Below are 316 nucleotides of genomic sequence, written 5' to 3'. Positions count from 1 at the left end.
ATCACCATCGCAATCTGCTGTTGACCAAATTGAATTACTCAAATCATAACCTGTATAACCAGGTGACTGAGATGGACTACATGGATCTAAACCATCCGTATCTGTAGCATCTGGAACTCCATCACCATCAGTATCTTTATTATATGGATCAGTCCCATTGGTAAATTCAGTGCCATTAGTAATACCATCACCATCGCAATCTGCAGCCAACCAAAGTGCATTGGTTGAATCATATCCTGTGTAACCTGCAACTTGTGTAGGATCACATGGATTTAATGGATCTGTACCATCGATATCTTCTTGTCCATCATCAACA

Annotated in this window: 1 pseudogene; it reads right to left on the bottom strand. The window is 40.2% G+C overall.

Annotated features, from left to right (window positions below):
* Positions 1-316 (bottom strand): annotated as a pseudogene (locus tag KO500_RS10345) (hypothetical protein); the annotation flags it as partial.

It is taken from the genome of Cellulophaga baltica (genome assembly GCF_018861125.1).
Lineage (GTDB): Bacteria > Bacteroidota > Bacteroidia > Flavobacteriales > Flavobacteriaceae > Cellulophaga > Cellulophaga baltica_A.
The sequence above is the reverse complement of the archived record's forward strand: the minus strand, read 5'-3'. Positions and strand labels throughout refer to the sequence as shown.